Here is a 19,262-nt window from a genome sequence, read left to right on the forward strand (position 1 = left end):
GGGCGTTTCCCCCGGTGGGGGCAGGCACCGGAGGTCCGTGTCGCCGTCGGGCGGGCGCGGTACGGTGCGGGGACTAGGCTGGGGTTATGGCGCACGATCAGCAGCACGGCACAGCCGAAGAAACCCTGGGCGGAGCCGACGATACCCTGGCGAACATCTCCGCCGTCGACATTGCCGACTGGCGGTTGCGGACCTTCGCCCTCTACGCCAATGTCCGGAAGCTGGCGCTCGAGAACCCGTCCGAGGCCCACTCCTACTGGCGCCACCAGCGGGACCTGATGTTTGCCACGCACCCTGCCTCCGCCCTCACCGCTCAGGACAAGGCGCGCTTTTCCGGACTCAAAACCGCGGACTACGATCCCATCTACCGTTTCCACGTGCCCCTGACCAAGGAGGGTGCGGGGCGGGAGATGAACGTGGAGACCGCCACGGACGGCGTGGTCAGGTTTATCCGGCTGGGAACCTTCGACCTGCCCGAGATGGGCCAGCTCGGGGTGTGGAAGCTGCACGGCTACGGCGGCGGTATTTTTGTGCCGTTCCGTGATGCCACGGCCGGCCAGCCCGGCGGCAGCTACGGCGCGGGACGGTATTTGCTCGATACCATCAAGGGCGCGTTCCATGGCGTCGATGGGACCGGTCCGGATGCCGCTTTTGTGCTGGACTTCAACTTCGCCTACAACCCGTCCTGCGCTTATAACGAGGCCTGGGCATGCCCGCTGCCCGGGCCGTCGAACCGGCTGGCCGTGGAAATTCCGGTGGGCGAACTCTACTGACGGAACCGCAGCCGGCTTCCCGCCAGGTTTGATTCACAACGCCCCATAGGATTCCCTCATGATTGCCCTCCCCCGCCGCATTGCGCGCGTCCGTCCCCTGTCCCCTGCCCATCCAGCGGAACAATTTTTTGTTGCCAGCGATGCAGTGGACTTTGGTGGGGCGGAGGGCAGCACGTGGACGGTTACTGGCAGCCCCTTTTGGGGTTCACCGGCCAACGCCTCCAGCCACCCGCGGGAGGGGTGGCAGCCAGGGGACCGGGTGAAGGAGCATTCCTTTACGTTCCTCGCTCCGAGCGTGCCCGCCAATGTCCTGGGGATGGCGCACAACACCGGCCAGTCCGGGCGGGAGCTGCCGCCGCAGGCGTTCCAGAAGGCGGCCACCAGCGTCATCGGGCCTGGAGACGCGATTGAACTGGCGCCGGGAATGCGGCGGGTGGATCCGGAGGCGGAGCTGACCATTGTGATCGGCACCAGGGCGCGGGGCCTGACTCCGGAGAACGCCCGCGGCGCCGTCCTGGGCTTCACTATCGGCAACGACGTCACCTGCCGGGATCTGCAGAAGACTGATGAACTCTGGATCAGCGCCAAGAGCCAGGACACGTTCACGCCCGCGGGACCGTGGATGGTGACCGGCCTGGACGAGTCACACCTGGCCGTGGACGTGGTGCACAACGGCACTCCCCTCCAGGCCGCCAGCACCGCTGACCTCGGCTGGAAGGTTGATGAGATCCTCGTGTACGTGACCTCGTTTATGACCCTCCACCCGGGCGACCTCGTGCTGACCGGTTTCCCGGCAGAGTGCGCTCCACTGGCCCCGGGCGACACCGTGGTGTGCCGCGTCGAAGGGATCGGTGAGCTCATGAATCCTGTGATTGCCTCCCCCTGGCCCGCACCTTCCAGCGGCTGAGGTGGCAGCGCCTTCGGGGCGTTGGTGAAGTCAGGCGCCGAGCGCCCTGACCCGTCCGACGGCGGATTCCACCGCGGCCGCCGCCGCGGCCAGGTCCGCTTCGGTCACCGCTGCGTCGAAGCTGAACCGGACAGCCGTCTGGGCCACCTCGGGCGCAATGCCCAGTGCTGTCAGCACCGGCGAGGGCGCGTCCGAGCCCGCCGCGCAGGCTGAGCCGCTGGAGCAGACCACGCCCTGGCGTTCGAGCTCAAGGAGTACTGACTCGCCGCTGGTTCCGGGGAAGCAGAACGACGCCACGGAAGGCAGCCGTTCAGCCGGATGCCCGGTGAGGACTGCGCCCGGAACACCGGTGACCACAGCGCTGATGAACGTGTCCCGCAGCGCGGTGACCCGGCGTCGTTGTTCTTCCTGGCCTGCGTGCGCAAGCGTCAGGGCGGTGGCCAGGCCCACGGCGCCGGCCACGTTCTCTGTTCCTGACCGGCGGCCGCGTTCCTGCCCGCCGCCGTGGATCAGCGGCTCGAGTTTGGTGCGCCCCCGGACGAACAGCACCCCGCATCCCTTGGGCGCCCCCAGCTTGTGCCCCGAAATGCTCATCGCATCCACACCCAGCACCTTCGTGTCCAGCGGCAGCCACCCGGCTGCCTGGACGGCGTCCGTGTGGAAAGGGATGCCCAGTTCGTGTGCCAGCGCTGCCAGTTCGGAAATGGGCTGGACCGTTCCCACTTCATTGTTGGCGTACATCACGCTGGCCACCGCTGTTTCCGGCGTCAGCACTTTTTGAAACGCCTCCGGGGTCACCAGTCCGGTCCCGTCAACGGGGACCACATCAATGGCGAAGCCATGGAAGCGCTCCAAATACCGTGCCGATTCCTCCACAGCGGGATGTTCGACGGCGCTGATCACCACCCGGTTGAGCTGCGGGTCAGCAGCCTGCCGGGCCAGCGCGATGCCCTTCACCGCCAGGTTGTCCGCTTCCGTTCCGCCGGAGGTGAAGGTGATCTCGCCCGCCCGGCCGCCCAGCACCGCTGCCACTGTCCGCCGCGCGTCCGCGAGCGCGGTGGCTGCAGCCTCGCCGAGGGTGTGGTGGCTGGAGGGGTTCCCGAACTCTCCGGTCAGGTACGGCCATATGGCGTCCAGCACTTCACGGCGGACGGGGGTGGTGGCGGCGGCGTCGAGGAAGATCATGGGTTCATGCCACCGTCAGTTCGACATCCAGCCCGAGGTCCAGGGCGGCCACCGTGTGCGTCAGGGCGCCGATGGAGATAACGTCCACTCCTGTGGCGGCGATTCCGGCCACGGTGGCCAGGTTCACATTCCCACTGGCCTCAACACGTGCGCGTCCGGCCACCAGCGCCACCCCGGCCCTCAACTCCTCAGGAGTGAAATTGTCCAGCATGATGGTGTCCACCCCGGCGGCGAGCACGGGCTCGATCTGGTCCATCCGGTCCACCTCAACTTCGAAGTGGGTGGTGTGCCCCAGCTGTGCCTTGGCTGCGGCGAGCAGCCCGGTGAGTTTGGCCGGGTCCCCTCCTGTCATCACGGCAAGGTGGTTGTCCTTGGCGAGGACGGCGTCGGAGAGGCTGTACCGGTGGTTGGCGCCGCCACCGCAGCGCACGGCGAACCGCTCCAGGATCCGCAGCCCGGGAGTGGTCTTGCGCGTGTCGGTGATCCGGGCGGACGTGCCTTCGGTCAGTTCGACGAATTCGGCGGTCTTCGTGGCGATGGCGGACATCCGCTGCACGAGGTTCAGTGCCACGCGTTCTGCGAGGAGCACCGACCGGGCCCGTCCGCTGACCCGCGCGAGGTGCGTGCCGGCGTCGAACGTGTCCCCGTCGGCGAGCAGCAGCTCCACGTCCGTTTCGGGGTCCACCAGCAGCATGGCGTCCCGGAACACCGTGGCGCCGCTGAAGACGCCGGGGACCCGTGCGTTCAGTACAGCGGTGGCGCGGGCGTCGGCGGGGATCAGCAGCTGGGAGGTGATGTCCCCGGCAGGAGCGTCCTCGGCGAACGCCCGTTCCAGGATGTCCCGTACGGGTGCCGACGGCAGCGTCAGGTCCAGGGTGCGGACGCCGGCCCGTGCTGGTGCGGTCAGTGAGGTGGTGTCAGTCATGGAGAAGGCTCGCTTTCGGGCGGGTTCGGGAAGATTCTTCAAGTTCGGCAGCGAGGCCGGCAGCGTCCGTGGGGTCATCGCTGGGGGTAATGGGCTCCCAGGGACTCAGTGCGCTGCCGGGCGGCAGCCACCAGCAGCTGCGCAGCCAGCAACAGGTTCCGGTCCTCGTGCAGCCGCGTGTCCGTGCCGGCGGAGAGTGTGTCAGGACGTACGACGGCGGCCCACCGCCCAAGGGTGTCCCCCGCCTGAGCCAACAGTTCCCCCGAGCGCAGCACCCCAGCTTTGGCAGTCATCAACCGGCGCAGAGCTTCCCGCGAGAACGTGGAGCCAATGCCGTCGCCAGCATCCCCTTCCCCGCCGGAGTTGGCCAGCAGGCTCCCGCCGTCACCACCCGTTTCGCCCGCATCGCCTTCTAAAGCAGCAGGGAAGGTGACGGCACCCAAGGTGCGCTGCCCGACGTCGGCCGAGGGTGTTCCGGAAGCGAGCGTCAAGGGGAGGCCGCCCGCGGCCGAGACAGCGAGCGGAGGAACAGCCTGGGACGGCGCCCCCCAGCCACCGCCGTCGTCACCAGACAGGAAGTCTTCAACAGCGCGGCGGCCGAAGACGAGTCCCTCAAGGAGGGAGTTGCTGGCCAGCCGGTTCGCACCTTGGACGCCGGTGCACGCAACTTCGCCGGCGGCGTAAAGCCCGGGCACAGTGGTCCGGCCATGGAGGTCCGTGGCTACTCCGCCCATCCAGTAGTGGGCTGCGGGGGCAACCGGGACCAGGTCCCTGGTCCAGTCGATGCCGGCGTCGAGCGTCCGTTGCGTGAGGGTGGGGAACCTCTTGGCCAGGAATCCCGGACCCTTGGCCTGTTCAATGAGGCGTGCGTCAAGGTAGACGTGGCCGTTGGGGTCGCCGAGCTTGGCCAGGTGCAGGGCGATGCTGCGGGACACCACGTCGCGCGGGGCGAGTTCGGCGTCGGGGTGGTAGGCCCGCATGAACCGCTTGCCGTTGCCGTCCACAAGGATGGCTCCTTCGCCACGGACGGCTTCGGAGATGAGGAGCGGGTCCTGGTCCAGCCCGCGCGCATTGCCCGGGTTGGAGGTGGCGCCGGGCACCAGGCAGGTGGGGTGGAACTGGAAGAATTCGAGGTCGGCCGGTGCCGCCCCGGCGCGGACGGCGAGCGCCAGGCCGTCTGCCGTGGCCACCGCGGGGTTGGTGGTCTGCGCAAAGAGCTGTCCTGCTCCGCCGGTGGCCAACAGCACTGCGTCCCCGTGCAGTGTGTGGGTCCCGCCGTCCTGCAGGAACTCGACGCCGGTGGCGTGGCCGTCCTGCAGCAGGAGCGCTGTGGCGTGGGCACCGGTGTGGATGGTCAGCGTGCCCTCCGGGCGGCGGGCAAGCACGGCCTCGATCAGGCCCGCCGCGACTTTCGCGCCGGTCGCGTCGCCACCCGCGTGCAGGATGCGCGGGGCGGAGTGGGCAGCCTCCAGCCCCAATGCGGGGCCACCGCCGGCACCGGGATCGAAGCGCACGCCGAACCGTTCCAGCCCGGCGATGTCCAGGCGGGCCTCGGTGCACATCAGCCGGACCGCCGCTTCATGGCAGTGCCCAGCGCCCGCCTGCAGGGTGTCGGCGATGTGGGCTGCAACCGTGTCCCCGGGGGCGGGTTCGTCCAGTACTGCCGAAATACCGCCCTGGGCGTACCAGGTGTTGCTCTCGCGCAGCTGGCCTTTGCTCAGCAGGACAACATCGGCGCCGGCGTCGGCCGCCAGCAGTGCGGCGTACAGTCCGGCGATACCGCTGCCAACCACGATCAGCCGGCGCGGGGATCCGCCGCCGGCCCTGGCGCCCCTGGAGGGCAGGGCACCGGGTTCGAATGTTCCACCGCCCGCAGAGGGAGGCATGATCGGCTGCCGGTTCATTACGGCCTGGCGGCGAGCATGCGCTCGAGCGCGGTGCGGGCGTTGTCCTGCACGGAGTCCGCCACGGTGATCCGGTTGACGATGCGCCCGGCAACGAGCTCCTCGAGGACCCATGCCAGGTAGCCCGGGTGGATCCGGTACATGGTGGAGCACGGGCAGATCACCGGGTCCAGGCAAAAGATGGTGTGCTGCGGGTACTCAGCCGCGAGCCGGTTCACCATGTTGATTTCGGTGCCAATGGCAAAGGTAGTGGGCTCGGTGGCCGCGGCGATGGCCTTTTTGATGAAGTCGGTGGAGCCGGCCGAATCTGCCGCATCCACCACCTCCATGGGGCACTCGGGGTGCACGATCACCTGGACGCCGGGGAAGTCGGCCCTGGCCTTTTCGATCTGCGCCACGTTGAAGCGCTTGTGCACGGAACAGAACCCGTGCCACAGGATCACCCGGGAATCCAGGAGCGCCTGCTCGTCGTTGCCGCCGAGGTCCTTGCGCGGATTCCACATGGGCATCTGCTCCAGCGGCACGCCCAGCGCTTTCGCGGTGTTGCGGCCCAGGTGCTGGTCCGGGAAGAACAGCACCCGCCGGGCACGCTGGAACGCCCACTCGAGGACGGTCTTGGCGTTGGAGGAGGTGCAGACGATGCCGCCGTGCTCGCCGCAGAAAGCCTTCAGGGCTGCGGAGGAATTCATGTAGGTGACGGGGATGACCGGAACACGGCCGTCGGCGTCGGGTTCGGTGCCGAAGATTTCCTCAAGCTGCTCCCAGCACTCGGCTACGGAGTCGGCGTCGGCCATATCCGCCATGGAGCAGCCGGCCGCAAGGTTGGGCAGGATGACGGCCTGTTCGGGCGCTGAAAGGATGTCGGCGGTTTCGGCCATGAAGTGGACGCCGCAGAAGACGATGGCCTCTGCGTCCGGGCGGGTGAGCGCGGCATTGGCCAGCTGGAAGGAGTCGCCCACGAAGTCCGCGTACTGGATGACTTCATCGCGCTGGTAGAAGTGCCCCAGGATGACGGCCCGGTCCCCCAGCGCAGCCTTGGCGGCGAGGATCCTTTCGCCCAGCTCGGCGTCGCTGGCGAGCTTGTACTCTTCGGGCAGCTGCCCCTGGCGCGGCGTTGCGGCGGGGGCCACGTCCGCACTGGAGGCACCGGGGCCGTAGGCGGGAACGCCGGCGAGCGCCTCGGCAAGGTCGTAGTCCCACGGGCCATTGGCCAGGGCCGGGCTGCAGGTGCTGCCCTTTGCCGCCGCACCGTTCTCGGCCTGTTCGCGCGTGATCAGCTGGATTGCTGTGTTGACGCTGCTCATAGTGTGCTCCTGTTATCTGGGTCAAGGCCGGGCCGGCCGGTAAAGCGGTAGAGGCGGGGCGGGCGGTGTTTGCCGCCCTGGAGGTATTCCCCGGTTTCCTCGATTTCCGGGGTGGATTTGAGCTGGCGCCGGAAGTTTGCCGGGTCCAGTTGGCGGTCCAGCACAGCCTCGTAGACTTCCCGGACCTGGGCCAGGGTGAAGTACTCCCCCAGCAGGTGGTAGGCCACGGATCCGTAAGCCAGCTTGTTCCGCAGCCGCCAGAGCGCGTAGTCCACAATGGCGTTGTGGTCGAAGGCGAGTTCGCCGAGCCGGTCCGCGCGGAACCATCTGACGTTCTCGGACTCGTCTGCCAGGGCGGCTTCGGTCGGCTGGACCAGGGCCCAGTACACAATCGAGACCACCCGTTGCGTGGGTGAACGGTGGAGGCCGCCGAAGGCGTAGAGCTGCTCGAGGTAGCTCGGGGCGAGGCCAGTGGTCTCCCGCAGGTTGCGCGATGCCGCGTCCTGCAGGGACTCCGAGTGGCTCAGTGGGCCACCCGGCAGCGCCCAGAGGCCTTTGAACGGCTCCCGGATCCGCCGGACCAGCGGCAGCCAGAGCGTAGGACGTCCGGAGCGTTCGCTGGGCCGGAGCGCGAAAATGACATTGGAGATCGCGAGCGATGGCGGGGCAGCCTGGCGCTCGGAGACGTTTGCCGAGCTCAAGTACATTTCCCACCACCTTCCCAACCTGCCGGGCTCCCTGTGGGAGCCTGGATCCTTCGGTCACCATAGTTATGGTCAACTTGACCATAACTGATTCTACGGGCAACCGCCCCTCAATTGCCAAATGTTTCTCCTTCCTGCCGGCGCGGAAGTCATGGGGAGGGATCGCCTGGTGGCGGGGAGCCCGGCGCCGGGAGCCCCGGATGCGGGCAGCATGGCCGGGAGAAGGTAAATTCAAGAGGTCCCACGAGGAGCCACCATCCAAACCCCAAGAAGGTTCAGCAGCAGATGACAATGAAGTCCTCCCAGGAGCGTCCGCAAGACCATCTGGGCCACAGCATGAAGCCCCGCCAGCTCACCATGATGGGCCTGGGCAGCGCGATCGGCGCCGGCCTCTTCCTTGGCTCCGGGGCAGGGGTCCAGGCGGCCGGCCCCGCCGTGCTGATCTCCTACCTGGTGGCCGGCACCCTGATCATCCTGGTGATGTGGGCACTGGGCGAAATGGCCGCCGCGAACCCGAACAGCGGCGCGTTCTCCGTCTATGCCGAACGGGCCATGGGCAAAACGGCCGGGGCCACCATCGGCTGGCTGTGGTGGCTGCAGCTGGTGGTGGTGATTGCTGCCGAGGCCTTGGGCGCGGCCGGGCTCCTCTTCACTGTCTGGCCCGTGGTCCCGGTCTGGGCGCTCGCCCTGATCTTTATGGTGGTCTTCACCGCCATCAACCTGGCTGGAGTCCGGAACTTTGGTGAATTCGAGTTCTGGTTCGCCATCCTCAAGGTCGCGGCCATTGTCCTGTTCCTGGTGATCGGCGCTGCCCTGCTCCTGGGCCTGCTGCCGGATGTGGCATCCCCCGGCCTCGCCAACCTGACTTCCGATTTCGCCCCCGCGGGACTCGGCGGAATTGCCGCGGCGCTTTTTGTGGTTATCTTCGCTTTTGGCGGCACGGAGATTGTGTCCGTCGCGGCGGCCGAGACCGAAGACCCGGAACACAGTGTGGGCAAAGCCATCCGGACGGTGGTGTGGCGCATCCTGGTTTTCTACATCGGCTCGGTCTTTGTGATCGCGGCCGTCCTGCCGGCAACATCGGAAAGCCTGGCGTCACCCTTTGCCGGCGTCCTGGACGCCGCCCGCATCCCCGGCGCCGCAACGGCAATCACGCTCGTGGCCGTCGTCGCCCTTCTCTCCGCACTGAATGCCAACCTCTACGGCTCGTCGCGGATGGTCTACTCCCTTGCCCGGCGCGGCGGGGCCCCTCGCTTCCTGGCCCGGCTGAGCGGTGCCAGCGTGCCCATGCTGGCCGTCGGCGTGTCCGTCGCCTTCGGTTTCGTGGCCACAATCCTGGAGCTTTTGTTCCCGGAGCGCATCCTCCCCGCCCTGTTCCAGCTGGTCGGATCAACCTGCCTGGTGGTGTGGGGCAGCGCGCTGGTCTCGCAGCTGGTCCTGCGGCGCCGCGCGGACAGGGACGGCACTCCCCTGCCGCTGAGGATGCGGGGCTTCCCGGCCCTGACGATTGTGGGCCTCGTCCTGCTGGGCCTGATCTTCGCGGTGGGCTTCAGCGCCGAAAGCAGCCGTGTCCAGCTGTTCAGCACCTTCGGCCTGATCGCGGCAATCGCAGCAGCCTGTGCAGTGGGTGCCCGGCTCAGCGCCAGGACCCGCGGGCCCAGGCAGGTGGCGGCAAGGCAGGTAGAGTAACTTTCGAAGCACGAGGTTCCGACGCGCCGGGTCTCCCTGGGCGCCGTAGTTGATGAGGACTGACACCATGAGCGGCAGGCACACCGGCGAGCAGCATTCGCACACCGTGGAGGGCACCGACCCCCAGCTGTATGTGGCGGTGCATGATCCTGCTGTGGACGCCGGGCTCCGCCCCGTCCTGCTCCTGCACGGCTTCTCGTCGTCCAGCAAACTCAACTGGGAGGACACCGGCTGGCTGGCAGCGCTGCTTGATGCCGGCCGGCGGGTCATCGTGGTGGACCTGCCCGGGCACGGCCGCAGCGGCGCCCCGGAGGACCGCGATTCCTACTCCCCCAGCAGGATCCGCGCGGACCTGCTGCAGGTTGCCTTCGACGCCGGCGTGCGGCCTTTGCAGGCCGGTGACCCTGCCAGCGGGCTGGACGTGGTGGGTTATTCCCTGGGTTCCCGGCTCGCCTGGGAGTTCGCCGCCACCCAGCCCGAAATAGTGCACCGGATTGTCCTGGGCGGCCCGAATACCGCGGACCCCCTGGCTGAGTTCGACCTCGTGGCCGCCCAGGACTACCTGGCCGACGGCACCCCTATTGCGGATGAGTCAACGGCCAGGCTGCTCAAAATGGCGCTGCTGCTGCCGAGCAACAACATCTTCGCCCTGCTGTCCCTGGTGGAAGCCATCAAGGCCGAACCATACGACCCCGCCGAGGCGGTCCCGCACGTGCCGGTCCTCCTGGTCGCAGGCGACCAGGACGAGCGCGCCGGCAGCCTGCCGCAGCTCGCCGAGCTGGCCCAAGGCGCCGGCGCCCTGGCCGAACAGCTGACGCTGCCGGGCCGCAACCACACCAACGCCGTCACCAGCCGTGCCTTCAAGCAGGCCGCCATCTCCTTCCTCGCGGTCTGATCCGGCTGCAATATTCCCCGGCCATCCAGGCCCTCCTGCCGTTGGCTTCCCGGCGGTAGGCTGAAAGGGAAGGCTGGAACAGCCGGGAGGACTACATGGATATGCGTTTCGAAGACCGCACAGAGGCCGGCGAGCGGCTGGCTGCGGTTTTGACGCAGTTCCGCGAGCGCCCGGGCACGGTCGTGATGGGCCTTGCGCGCGGTGGAATCCCCGTGGCGGCGGCCGCAGCGAAGGCCCTGTACCTTCCGCTGGGTGCCGTCCTGGTGCGCAAGCTCGGCATTCCCGGGCATGAGGAAACCGCGTACGGAGCCTTGGCGTGGGCCCGCGGGCGGACTGTGCGCCTGCTCAACAAACCGTTGCTGGACCGCGTCCTGGAACATGGGGTCCGTGAGGAACTCCTGCGCCAGGTGGAGCAGCGCGAACGCGTCGAATTGCTCCGCCGCGTGGACCTCTACCCGGGAGCAGACCAGGAAATCTCCGGCAAGACCGTCCTGCTGATCGACGACGGGCTGGCAACCGGAGCCACCATGAGGGCCGCCGTCGAGGCCGTCCGTGAGGGTGGGGCGGAGACGGTGGTGGCCGCCGCTCCCGTGGGCTCCATTGAAGCCGCCGCGTCCGTGGAGCGGGTGTGCGACGCCGTGCTGTGCCTGCACTTGCCCGGCAAGTTCCGCGCGGTGGGCAGTTTCTACCGGCACTTCGAACAACTGACGGACGAAGACGCCATCAGCTTCCTGAAGCAGTAGCAACCGTTGACGACAGCGGGCCCGGACCAATATGGTCCGGGCCCGCTGCTGCGTTATGGGCTTTCCTTGTGACGGTGCGGCTAGTGGTGGCTGACGCCCAGCGGCCTGCCCTTGGTTTCCTTGGCCAGGACCACGCCGATGGCCGAAATGACGCACAGCACCATGATGTAGATGCCGATCGATCCGGCCCACTTGGTGGTCTGCAGCAGCGTTTCGGCGATGGTGGCGGCGAAGGCGCCGCCCAGGATTGCGCCGAAGGCGTAGCCGATGGAAATGCCGGAGTACCTGACACTGGCCGGGAACATCTCCGCGTACATTGCGGACATCGGGCCGTAGGAAAGGCCAAGGCCGATGGTGAGGACAAACAGTGCAACGCCGTAGAGCCAGATGTTCCTGGTGTCGATCAGGGCAAACATGGGAATCATCCAGGCGAACACAATCGCGTAGCCGGTAAGGAAGGTCTTGACGCGGCCAATGCGGTCCGAGAGCCAGCCGCCTACCAGCGTGAAGATCAGCCAGCCAAAGGATGCGAGCGTGGTGGCCAGGAGGACCTGGGGCGTGGGCATCTGCAGCGTCCGGGTGGCATAGGAGATGAAGAACGCAATCAGCAGGTACCCGGCAGCGTTGTTGCCGATGAAGATCATGGTGGAGTACAGCACCGGCTTTTTGTGGCTTCGGACCAGTTCACCCAGGGGCGCCTTGCTTTCCTGTTTCCGCATGGCCATCTCCTGGAAGACCGGGCTTTCTGCCACGGCACGCCGGATCAGGTAGCCCACTACGATCAGGACGATGGAAAGCAGGAACGGCATCCGCCAGCCCCAGGCGGCGAAGTCTTCCTTGGACATGCTGCTGTTGAGGAAGAAGAGCAGGCCGGTGGCCAGGATCATGCCCACGGGCACGCCGATCTGCGGGTAGGCACCGAAGAGCCCGCGCTTGTTCAGGGGCGCGTGTTCCACGGCCATCAGTGCCGCCCCGCCCCATTCGCCGCCTGCCGAGAAGCCCTGGATGATCCGGAGGAGGATCAGCAGCACGGGCGCCCAGGCGCCGATCTGGGCGTAGGTGGGCAGCATGCCGATGAGGGCGGTGGCCGCTCCCATCATCACCAGGGTGAAGACGAGCATGGCTTTGCGCCCCAGCCGGTCGCCAAGGTGGCCTGCCACCACGGCGCCCAGCGGCCGGAACAGGAAGCTGATGCCGATCAGGGCGAACGAGAGGATCTGCGCCAGGCCCGGGTTGGACTGGTTCAGCGGTGCCAGGAACAGCGGCGACAGCAGCGTTGCCGTCAGCTGGGCAAAGATAAAGAAGTCGTACCACTCGATGGTGGTGCCCACCAGGGTACCGGCCAGGACTTTGCGCTCCTCCCGCCGGGTGCTGGGACCGGAGAGAGTATCCACCTTGGAAGGTGTGGTCATTGAAACTCCATTGTTTGTTGGCAGCGGGGCTGCCAGGACGCCTTCAGGATTACCGACAGAACGGTCAGTTAGTTAGTAGGGTACTACGAAAATGTGAGGCAGGACACGGATTCTCCGAATTCCATGCCTCAGGCGTCGAAGTCGGACGCGCTGAACTGGCGCCACCTTGCAAGAGCCCTGGTCAGCAGGTTCTATATGTGAACCGGCGCTTCGCTATCCGGACGCTCCGGCCTAGGATGGAAACCATGACTTCCAGCGCTGCAGCCCCGGCCGGAGCCGCGCCGGCGCAGGCCTCACCCTCCCAGACGCTTTCCCGGGGCATCCGTGCTTTGGAAATCCTTGCTGCCGCGCCCGGCCCGCTGACGATTGCCGAACTCGCCGATGCCATGGGCGTCCACCGTTCTGTGGCCTACCGGATCCTTCGCACGCTGGAGGACCACTCGCTGCTGGTCCGCGACGACGCAGGGCGGGTCCAGCCCGGCCCCGGACTGGCCGTCCTTGCCCGCGGCGTTTCAAGGAACCTGCAGGGCGCAGCCCTGCCCGAACTGACGCATTTGGCCAACACCTTGGATATGACTGCTTTCGTGGCATTGTGGGACCACCACGACTGCATCACCCTCGTGACCGTGGAACCACGGCACAGCGGGGCTACTGTGGCGCAGCATCCCGGCACCCGTCACCCCATCAACGCCGGAGCACCGGGCATTGCCATTCAGTCGGCCCTCACCGAAGCCGAATGGGACCGCCTCGAGACCGGCATCCCGTACCGCCCGGAGGCGGCGGAGGCCCGGCGCGCCGGATACTCCGCCAGCCATGACGAAGTCATCGCCGGCGTTTCCTCGCTGGCGGCACCGGTCCGGGTTCCCGGCGGACGGCCGGCAGCGCTCGCCGTCGTATATATCCGCTCAGCCCACGATCCGTCAGAGGTGGGCGCCGCGCTGGCCCAGAGTGCGGCCAGGATCGAACGCCAGCTGGCCTGAGCGCGCCCTGCTGAGGCGAGTAGGAACAGGTCAGGCGCGGCGGCGCTGCAGTACGACGGCGGCCGCGGCACCGAGGAGCGCCAGTGCCGCTGCCGCACAGGCGGGGACGAGGAATGCCGCCGAATAGCCGTGGTCCTGCGCCAGCCGGCCGCCTACTGCCGAACCAATCGCCGTACCGGCAACAATTCCACTGGCCAGCGCCGTCATCACGGTTCCCAAGCGCCCGGCCGGGGCCACTGCCCCACCCACGGCAAAGACAGTAACCATCACCGGCCCCACCGGGAGCCCCAGAATCAGCAGCACCAGCACCATTGAGCCCAATGACGCGGGAACCAGCAGGAGCGCTGCCAGCGCGGCCATCAGCGCAGCAGACGCCACCCAACGCCAGGACAGCCCGAATCGCTGCGGCCAATAGGCGACCGACAGGGCGGCCGCGGCGGAACTGAGCCCCATCACGGCGTAAAGCAGTCCAGCGATTTCCGAAGTGGCGTACTGGGCGGAAAAGGAGCTCAAGGCCGCTTGCGCGGACCCGAAGAACGTCCCCATGCAAACCATGGCCACCACCGGGACGGCAACGGCGGCCGGCAGGCTGCGCCTGGCAGTTCCTTGTTCCGACGTTCGTTCTCCTGCCGGTCGCCGGGTCACCGGGACCGCCCGGTGGGTGTGGTGAGTCGCGAAGGCGGGCACCAGCGTGATGGTCATCGCCGCCGCCAGCGCCAACGGCAGCCATGGCGCCAGGAGGCTGGCCAGGATTCCCACGAGGGCAGGGCCCAGCACGAAGGTGATTTCATCGGCGGTGCTCTCGTAGGACAGTGCCGTGTCCAGGTCCCGCCTGTTGTCCGGCGCGCTCCCCTGTGATGTGAGTGCCATCCACCTCACCCGGGCCAGTGGTCCCACCTGGGGGCAGCTTGCCCCGGAAAGGAACGCGGCGGCCAACACTTCGGCAGTAAAACCACCGGATGTGCCCAGGAGGGCAGCCGCAAGGATCAGCGCCGCCACCGCTGCGGTGTTAAGGGCAGCTGCGAAGAGCAGCACCGGGCGCTGGCCGCGTCGGTCCGCAAGGGTCCCCAGGATCGGCGCTCCCAGGGCGGACCCAATGCCTACTGCTCCTGCCGCGGTGCCCCCCAGCGCATAGGAACCGCTGTTGGACGTCACCAGGGTCAGGGTCCCTACCGTGAGCATGGCCAGGGGAAGACGGGCGAAAATACCGAGGGGAAGAAAGCTGCGGCCGGCAAGCCGCGGAAGCCTGGCGAAACGGCTGCCGGACGGGCTGCCCGGGCCGGCGGAAGAACCGCCATTCGTGGCCGGAGAATCGGGCATGGCAGGTGCAGGAGCATGCCGGGAAGACGAAGGCTGGTCGGAAGAAAGGGAGGTCGAAGATGTCAATTCCGGGCTCGTTCAGTAAGTGCGCATCGTCCCTCCTCCCGATGCGCCGAACCCGGTAACTGTCCAAGTATATCCGGCGTTCCCCGTAGGCCCGGGAGCATGGATCTACTCCTGTCCGCGCAGTCAGACCGGGGCCTCGACAGCCTCCGATATCCGCAGGGTGGAGCCGTTTCGTCCCTTGAGCACCTGGAGCTGCATGCCGATCCGCTGCTTCATCTCCGCTACATGGCTCACCAGTCCCACCACCCGGCCGCCATCCCGCAGGCCTTCGAGGGCATCCATCACCTGTTCCAATGACTGCTCGTCCAGGCTGCCGAAGCCTTCATCCACGAAGAGGGTTTCGATTTCCACGCCGCCGGACTCCTGCTGGACGACGTCGGCCAGTCCGAGCGCCAGGGACAGTGAGGCCATAAACGATTCGCCCCCAGAGAGGGTGGACGTATCCCGGCGGTGCCCGGTCCATTGATCCACCACTTCCAGCCCCAGCCCGGATTTGGCACCGCGCGCCGCCTTGGCGTCGGTGTGCTGCAGGAGGTACCGCCCGTCGCTCATGGCCACCAGCCGTTCCGAGGCGGCCAGGGCCACCTGCTCCAGCCGCGCTGCCAGGACATAGCTGTTCAGGCTCATCCGGTAAGTGTTGTCTCCCCGGCCTGCCGCCGCATCCGCCAGGCCGGACAACATCCGGGCATGCTCGGCGGGACCGCGGGCCGAACCGGCAAGCCCGTCGTAGCTTGCAGCGATGCTTGTCAACGATTCAAGGCAGCGCGATGCCAGCCCCACCGCCACTTCAGCGTCGCGCGCGGCCTGCAGGGCAGCGGCTGCGTCAGCCTGCAGGGCCGGCAGGCGCTGCTGGTCCATCTCAATCCCGTCGGCCGTTTCCTTCACGGCGAGCACAACCTCGTCCGACGCGAACAGCTCGGCAACCTTGGCAGCCTCGTCGTGGACCGAGCGTATTTCAGCTTCGAGTGCAACAGCGTCATTGGCGGCCAGCAGGTGTGCCCGGGCTTCCTCCGCGGAATCAAACCCCGCTTCCGGCAAGGCCAGTTCCAGGTGCTCCCGGGCCTCCGCCGCCTGGACGTTGGCGGTGGAAAGCGCAGCCTGGGCTTCGACGGCTTTGGACAGCATGGCGGCCGCGTTTTCGAGGGCGCGCAGCCGCTGGGCAAGGCTCGGGCGCCCTGCCCGCAACTCCGCCAGTGCCTGGTCAAGGGTCGATGACTGTTCGGCGAGGTCGGCCAAGGAGGATACAACGGTCGCGAGCTCGGCCTCCGCGCTGGCCCTGGACGCCTGGGCTGAAGTGACGCCCGCTTCGAGTGTTTCCAGCCGCGCCCGCGCCGCCGCGAGTTCCTCCACGGCCTGGGCGGCGTCGTCCGCAGCCAGGCGAGCTTCCTCAGCCCCATTGAGGGCCTCTTCCTCGGGCGTCCCGCCGCCTTGACCGGCCAGGACCGCCACCAGTTGATCTGCCTCGGCCAGCCGCTGGCTGGCACCGGCGAATCCTGCTTCCGCGGCCTCATACACCTGATGGGCTGCTTCCTCTTCCTGTTCGAGACCGGAACCGCCCCCGTTACCGGCCGGCGGTGAGGGATGCTCCGTGCTGCCGCACACGGGGCAGTGTTCCCCCTCCACGAGTTTGGCGGCCAGTTCGGCAGCCGCGTTTGCGAGCCGCTGCTCCCGTACATCGAGCCAGCGGCGTTTGGTTTCCAGCTGGTGCTCGCGAGACTTGTCGTGAACCAGCTTGGCCGCATCCCGCGCGGCAACAGCAGCACCGTAGCGCCGGACCACGTCCAGCAGTTCCCCGGCGGCGGTTGCTTCCTTCGCGCGCAGCGCTGCCACGCCGGCCCGTCCTTCCAGTGCTTCCAGGCCCGAGGTGAGGCGGATCCGCTCGTTCAGCAGATCCTCCACGCGGCGGTCCAGGGCGGCATTGGACGCCGTGAGCTCCTGCTGTTTTGCCAGCAACTGCCGGTGCTTTGACCGGAGCACCTTCAGGCGGTCCTCGTCCGGAAGCCGCGCCTCCACAACAGCCAGGAGGGACCGGAGCCGGTTCAATTCATCTTCCGCGCCGGGAAACACCGCCGGTCCGTCGATGTCCTGCGGGACATGGTTCCTGGGTCCCAGGTCCAGCTGGCCGAGTTCGGGGTCTTCGTCGGCGGCCAGGCGAAGCAGGGTGAAAGCCGATTCCATGGCGTCAGCCGCCCGCCGGACCTTGGCAACCCCGGCATCAACGCTGCGCAGCTGCCCGGCAAGGACCTCTGCCTGGCGGTGGCGGCCCAGCCGGCGGGCCAGGTCCTCCAGCCGCGGAAGGGTTTCCTGCACGGCGGCCTGCCTGGCTGTTGCTTCCTCGAGCCTGCGGTGGCGTTCACGCAGTGCAGTCTCCGCTGCAACGGCGCTGACCCGTTCCTGGTGTTCCGACTCCGCAGCCAGCGCGAGCTCCGAGAGTTGGCGTTTTCGTTCCGCGGCACGTTCTTTCAACCACTCGAGCCGCACGGCCCGGGTGTCCGCCACAGCATCTGCCGCCGGGATGTCCTCCGCCGGCGCGTCAGTCTCCTGGAGCTGGAGCGCTTCTGCTTCTGACTCGGCCCGCGCCGCCAGGAGTTCCAGTTGGCCGTTGAGGCCAGCCACTTTCTCCTTTGCTGCCTGCGACTGCTGCGAGAGCTCCTGCTCCACGGCTTCAAACCGCTCCGTGCCGAAAAGTTTCTGCAGAAGCTCCAGCCGGTCCGTGGCCTTGGAGCGCAGGAAGGCGGCAAAGTCACCCTGCGGCAGCATCACCACACGGGTGAATTGCTCCCGGTCCATTCCCAGCAGGGCGAGTATCTCGGCCCCGGCTTCATCGTTCCGCGTGGATTTTTCCACCCACATCCCGTCCACGCGTTCGCGCAGGAGGGTTTTGGCCTGTTGTGTGGTGAAACCGTTCCTGCCCCTGGCGCTCGGCTTTTCCCAGGCGGGCGACCGGGTGACATCAAACCGCCTGCCCTGCGCCGAGAATTCACAGCTCACCGCAGGTTCCTGGCCGGCCTCAGCGTGGTCGCTGCGGAGCCGCTTTCCGTCCTGGCGGGCACCCGGCACTGAGCCGTAGAGTGCGAAGCAGATGGCGTCGAGCACACTGGTTTTACCCGCGCCGGTGGGCCCATTGAGCAGGAACAGTCCATGCGCGCTCAGGGCGTCGAAGTCGATCTCCTCGGTGCCGGCAAAGGGACCGAACCCGGAGAGGCGGAGGCGGTGGATCCTCACAGCGAGGCCTCCTGCAGCCGGACGTTTTCCAGGGCGGCGGCGAGCGCCGCCTTTTCGGCATCATCCGGAACACGGCCCCGCACGTGCTCCAGGAAGCCGCAGCACACAGCGAGATCATCGGGGGCTTCAGCCAGCCTGCTGCTGTAGGTGGAGGCGGTGCCGGCAGGGCTACCCTCGGGGTCGAAGCTGAGGACCAGCGTGTCCGGGAAACGTGCCCGCAGCTGGTCCATGGCCCGGGCGGGACGCTGGGCGTCGGTCAGGGTCACCTGACAGTAGGCGGTTTCGGCCCACGAGTATTCGGAGGACTCAAGCAGTTCGGACAAGGGCCCCCGGAGCACCGCCAGGGTGCGCGGGGCATCCCACAGGACTTCCTGGACTGCGGTCACGCCGCCGGCATCGATGTCGATGAGCCAGGCCCCCTTCTGGTGGGATGCTTCGGAGAAGGAGTACGCCAGCGGTGAGCCGGAGTAGCGGACCTGGGGCGACAGGGACTGCCGCCCATGCAGGTGGCCCAGGGCTGTGTAGCTGAAGCCGTCAAAGAGGTCCAGGGGTACTGCCCCTACGCCTCCGATGCTGAGGTCGCGTTCACTGTCCGAGCTGATCCCGCCGCTGGCAAAGGTGTGCGCCAGTACCACCGAATGGACTGTGGCTGTTGCTGAGCGCCGTTCTATGTCCTGCCGGATCAGCTCTGTTGCCGCCCGGGTCACCTCGAAGTGGCTGGCGGTCTGGACACCCAGTTGATCGGCCACCAGCCGCGGCTCGAGCCAGGGTATGCCGTAAATGGCAACCACGGCAGTATCAGCTGCGCCGGCAGATGCTCCACCGACCGGGAGCACCAGGGGCTGGTCCAGGCTGTCCAGCCTGGTCCGCAGGTGCACGCCGCCGCGCTCCAGCAGGCGCGAAGCGAATCCGAGGCGGATGGCGGAATCGTGGTTGCCGCTGGTCAGCACTACCTGCGCCCCTGCCGATGTCAGCCGGACCAGGGCATCGTCCAGGAGATGGACCACATCCACCCCCGGGAGGGCGCGGTCGTAGACGTCGCCTGCGATGAGCACAACATCCACCGCATGGCGGGCAACGGCGTCCACAAGCTGGTCGACAAAAGCCTGCTGTGCATCCAGCAAGCCGACGCCGTGGAAGGAGCGGCCCAAATGCCAGTCCGATGTGTGAAGTAACCTCATGCTTCTACGCTATCGGCTGCCACTGACAGTTCCGGCAAACGCCGCAGCT

14 protein-coding genes and 1 pseudogene are annotated in these 19,262 nt (G+C 67.5%); 6 read left to right on the plus strand and 9 right to left on the minus strand.

The genetic code is table 11. The annotated features are described in order from the left end of the window. The first annotated feature begins 86 nt into the window (after positions 1-86). Positions 87-773, plus strand: a complete 687-nt coding sequence (locus FNL14_RS16285; RefSeq protein WP_091415788.1) for a DUF1684 domain-containing protein — start codon at positions 87-89, stop codon at positions 771-773. A 58-nt stretch (positions 774-831) separates the two neighbouring features. Then, on the plus strand, positions 832-1,680 hold the full coding sequence (locus FNL14_RS16290; protein WP_142061974.1) for a fumarylacetoacetate hydrolase family protein: 849 nt from the start codon (positions 832-834) through the stop codon (positions 1,678-1,680). Between the two features lie 30 nt (positions 1,681-1,710). On the opposite strand, the gene FNL14_RS16295 is transcribed toward FNL14_RS16290, so the two are convergent. The 5 genes and pseudogenes from FNL14_RS16295 to FNL14_RS16315 form a co-directional block, all read right to left on the minus strand. Further along, entirely contained in the window at positions 1,711-2,865 is a 1,155-nt protein-coding gene (locus FNL14_RS16295) for a cysteine desulfurase family protein (protein ID WP_142061977.1), read from the minus strand. Between the two features lie 4 nt (positions 2,866-2,869). Next, entirely contained in the window at positions 2,870-3,790 is a 921-nt protein-coding gene (nadC, locus tag FNL14_RS16300; protein ID WP_142061979.1) for a carboxylating nicotinate-nucleotide diphosphorylase, read from the minus strand. Next, positions 3,783-5,676 (minus strand): annotated as a pseudogene (nadB, locus tag FNL14_RS16305) (L-aspartate oxidase). Before nadB ends, nadC begins: the two are co-directional and overlap by 8 nt. 17 nt (positions 5,677-5,693) lie before the next feature. Beyond that, positions 5,694-6,998, minus strand: a complete 1,305-nt coding sequence (nadA, locus tag FNL14_RS16310) for a quinolinate synthase NadA (RefSeq protein ID WP_091415781.1) — start codon at positions 6,996-6,998, stop codon at positions 5,694-5,696. Continuing rightward, a complete protein-coding gene (locus FNL14_RS16315) occupies positions 6,995-7,705 on the minus strand; it encodes an NUDIX domain-containing protein (protein ID WP_142061982.1) in 711 nt (236 codons plus the stop codon). The genes nadA and FNL14_RS16315 overlap by 4 nt, the downstream gene beginning before the upstream one ends. A 282-nt stretch (positions 7,706-7,987) precedes the next feature. Between FNL14_RS16315 and FNL14_RS16320 the strand changes: the two genes are divergently transcribed. The 3 genes from FNL14_RS16320 (at position 7,988) to FNL14_RS16330 (ending at position 11,029) form a co-directional block, all read left to right on the plus strand. After that, positions 7,988-9,391 (plus strand): amino acid permease, encoded by a 1,404-nt coding sequence (locus tag FNL14_RS16320; protein WP_142061985.1) that lies wholly within the window; start codon positions 7,988-7,990, stop codon positions 9,389-9,391. A gap of 67 nt (positions 9,392-9,458) precedes the next feature. Further along, a complete protein-coding gene (locus FNL14_RS16325) occupies positions 9,459-10,286 on the plus strand; it encodes an alpha/beta fold hydrolase (RefSeq protein WP_142061988.1) in 828 nt (275 codons plus the stop codon). Between the two features lie 95 nt (positions 10,287-10,381). Further along, positions 10,382-11,029, plus strand: coding sequence for a phosphoribosyltransferase (locus FNL14_RS16330; protein ID WP_091415768.1), 648 nt, complete (start codon positions 10,382-10,384; stop codon positions 11,027-11,029). 80 nt (positions 11,030-11,109) lie between these two features. On the opposite strand, the gene FNL14_RS16335 is transcribed toward FNL14_RS16330, so the two are convergent. Next, positions 11,110-12,441 carry an MFS transporter gene (locus FNL14_RS16335; RefSeq protein WP_091415765.1) on the minus strand — a complete coding sequence of 444 codons (1,332 nt, stop codon included), beginning with the start codon at positions 12,439-12,441 and terminating at the stop codon, positions 11,110-11,112. 245 nt (positions 12,442-12,686) lie between these two features. Here FNL14_RS16335 and FNL14_RS16340 point away from each other — a divergent pair, with 245 nt between their 5' ends. Next, a complete protein-coding gene (locus tag FNL14_RS16340) occupies positions 12,687-13,421 on the plus strand; it encodes an IclR family transcriptional regulator (RefSeq protein ID WP_091415764.1) in 735 nt (244 codons plus the stop codon). Between the two features lie 30 nt (positions 13,422-13,451). Here the strand turns inward: FNL14_RS16340 and FNL14_RS16345 are convergent, their stop codons facing one another. From FNL14_RS16345 to FNL14_RS16355, 3 genes are all read right to left on the minus strand, one after another. Further along, positions 13,452-14,741: an MFS transporter gene (locus FNL14_RS16345; RefSeq protein WP_255470882.1), complete on the minus strand. Its 1,290-nt coding sequence runs from the start codon at positions 14,739-14,741 to the stop codon at positions 13,452-13,454. A gap of 189 nt (positions 14,742-14,930) precedes the next feature. Then, positions 14,931-18,032, minus strand: coding sequence for an AAA family ATPase (locus tag FNL14_RS16350; protein WP_142061991.1), 3,102 nt, complete (start codon positions 18,030-18,032; stop codon positions 14,931-14,933). Next, positions 18,029-19,213 (minus strand): exonuclease SbcCD subunit D, encoded by a 1,185-nt coding sequence (locus FNL14_RS16355; protein WP_142061994.1) that lies wholly within the window; start codon positions 19,211-19,213, stop codon positions 18,029-18,031. The genes FNL14_RS16350 and FNL14_RS16355 overlap by 4 nt, the downstream gene beginning before the upstream one ends. Positions 19,214-19,262 lie beyond the last annotated feature (49 nt).

The organism is Pseudarthrobacter sp. B4EP4b, assembly GCF_006680095.1.
Classification (GTDB): Bacteria; Actinomycetota; Actinomycetes; order Actinomycetales; family Micrococcaceae; genus Arthrobacter.

Excerpts from the sequence above, each read along its gene's own strand:
- FNL14_RS16315 (WP_142061982.1), bottom strand. The coding sequence starts at position 7,705 with ATGTACTTGAGCTCGGCAAACGTCTCCGAGCGCCAGGCTGCCCCGCCA.
- FNL14_RS16340 (WP_091415764.1), top strand. The coding sequence starts at position 12,687 with ATGACTTCCAGCGCTGCAGCCCCGGCCGGAGCCGCGCCGGCGCAGGCC.
- FNL14_RS16330 (WP_091415768.1), top strand. The coding sequence starts at position 10,382 with ATGGATATGCGTTTCGAAGACCGCACAGAGGCCGGCGAGCGGCTGGCT.
- FNL14_RS16290 (WP_142061974.1), top strand. The coding sequence starts at position 832 with ATGATTGCCCTCCCCCGCCGCATTGCGCGCGTCCGTCCCCTGTCCCCT.
- FNL14_RS16355 (WP_142061994.1), bottom strand. The coding sequence starts at position 19,213 with ATGAGGTTACTTCACACATCGGACTGGCATTTGGGCCGCTCCTTCCAC.
- FNL14_RS16295 (WP_142061977.1), bottom strand. The coding sequence starts at position 2,865 with ATGATCTTCCTCGACGCCGCCGCCACCACCCCCGTCCGCCGTGAAGTG.
- FNL14_RS16345 (WP_255470882.1), bottom strand. The coding sequence starts at position 14,741 with ATGCCCGATTCTCCGGCCACGAATGGCGGTTCTTCCGCCGGCCCGGGC.
- FNL14_RS16325 (WP_142061988.1), top strand. The coding sequence starts at position 9,459 with ATGAGCGGCAGGCACACCGGCGAGCAGCATTCGCACACCGTGGAGGGC.
- nadA (WP_091415781.1), bottom strand. The coding sequence starts at position 6,998 with ATGAGCAGCGTCAACACAGCAATCCAGCTGATCACGCGCGAACAGGCC.
- nadC (WP_142061979.1), bottom strand. The coding sequence starts at position 3,790 with ATGACTGACACCACCTCACTGACCGCACCAGCACGGGCCGGCGTCCGC.
- FNL14_RS16285 (WP_091415788.1), top strand. The coding sequence starts at position 87 with ATGGCGCACGATCAGCAGCACGGCACAGCCGAAGAAACCCTGGGCGGA.
- FNL14_RS16335 (WP_091415765.1), bottom strand. The coding sequence starts at position 12,441 with ATGACCACACCTTCCAAGGTGGATACTCTCTCCGGTCCCAGCACCCGG.
- FNL14_RS16320 (WP_142061985.1), top strand. The coding sequence starts at position 7,988 with ATGACAATGAAGTCCTCCCAGGAGCGTCCGCAAGACCATCTGGGCCAC.